The sequence below is a fragment of the Alkalibacterium subtropicum genome (assembly GCF_900112455.1).
In the GTDB taxonomy this organism is placed as follows: domain Bacteria; phylum Bacillota; class Bacilli; order Lactobacillales; family Carnobacteriaceae_A; genus Alkalibacterium; species Alkalibacterium subtropicum.
In genome coordinates, this window is the sequence record NZ_FOLT01000031.1 from 1 (window position 1) to 1,496 (window position 1,496).

General features: G+C 42.1%; 1 protein-coding gene. It reads right to left on the bottom strand.

Features of this window, described 5'->3' with window-relative positions:
- Window positions 1–80: 80 nt before the first annotated feature.
- Window positions 81–1,259 carry an IS110 family RNA-guided transposase gene (locus BM049_RS11700; RefSeq protein ID WP_177188715.1) on the bottom strand — a complete coding sequence of 393 codons (1,179 nt, stop codon included), beginning with the start codon at window positions 1,257–1,259 and terminating at the stop codon, window positions 81–83.
- Window positions 1,260–1,496: the final 237 nt, after the last annotated feature.

A 1,496-nucleotide genomic window follows, 5' to 3' on the forward strand; every position in this document is an offset into this window, starting at 1 on the left:
TTTTATTTGAAAATAATAGTGCAAAAAAGCGCAAAAAAACACGCTCCATGTTATAATAAATACAGATAAAATTTATTTTTTTAATTGAGTGCTAGATGCTGTTGCCGCAGACCTAGTGCTCTTTTTTCGTTATACGGAACTTTATCGGTTAAGATTTTATAAATGATTCGAAGTAACTTGTGACCACAGGCCATCACAGCCTTCATTTTAGATCCTCTACTAGAGATACGGTAGTACACTGATCGAAAAGCAAAATCTTTCGATCGACCGGCGATGCCGCCACTGGAAACAAGTGTGGTCTTTAAATATTTGTTTCCCGGGGTTGTTCGCGACGATTTATTTTTTCCCGCACTTTCATTCGATCCCGGAGATAGTCCTGCCCATGAAGCAAGGTGACCGACTGTTTTGAAGGCCTCTGTATTTGGACCAATTTCAGCTAAGATAACAGCGGCACCCTGTTCTTTTACCCCAGGAATCGTTAAAAGCAAGCCATATTCCTCCGGAAAATGAACCAGGATATACTTACGGATATGGCCTTCGATCTGGCGGATCTTGTCATTGTAGAAACGGTATTCATCTAGCGAATCCTCGAGTAACTGCCGATCAGTAACGGACAGTTTTCCGTCCATTGCGCGAAGGATATCTTCGGGAGAGGCTTTAACTTTCCCGTGCATACAGGCACTGACAGAGTCCAAGCTCAACACTTCACCGTTAATAAAGAGCTGAAGCAAGGCTTGTCCTGTTTTGGAAAAAATGTCAGACAAGTAACCTGTCAGTTTGATATTGGAACGTTGGAGGATATTATGCAATTCATTCTTGGCCTGTGTTCGTTTCTGGGTATAAGACAGCCGACGGCGTGTCATCAGACGCAGTTCCATGACTTCAGGTGCAGGAATGTAAGACGATTGAATCAAGCCGCAACGACCGAGTTGCGCGATCCATTCGGCGTCTTTCATATCTGTTTTACGCCCGGGCACATTCTTAATGTGCTGGGGATTAGCTAAAACCAACTGGCCTGTTCCTTCGGAAAAAATATTAAACACGGGCACCCAGTATTGCCCCGTACTTTCCATAAAGATATCAGTGACGTGATGCTCTTCCAGCCACTGAAGGGCCTGTCGCAGTTCACCCGTGCGGGTGCCAAATGTTTTCTGGATTTTTTTGGGTCGGTTTGTATCTAAAGGACCATCCAAAATACAACAGACGATGGTTTTCTGATGCACATCGATACCACAACATGTTTCAATCATTACTTCCATGACCATAACCTCCATCCATAAATTAGGAAACAGACCATCTTATAAAATGTTGTAATTTTATTTCCACATTCAATGATGTATTCGGCTTATCGCAAAAGATAAGACGGTCATCCAGTTTTTTGTACAGGTTCGGCAAAACCCATTAAGAGATCGGATTAGTGTTTCCTGATTCGATTATAGAACAAAACATTTTTTCTGTCGTGGTTTAGATTGTGAAGCAATCATAATGTTTTTTGT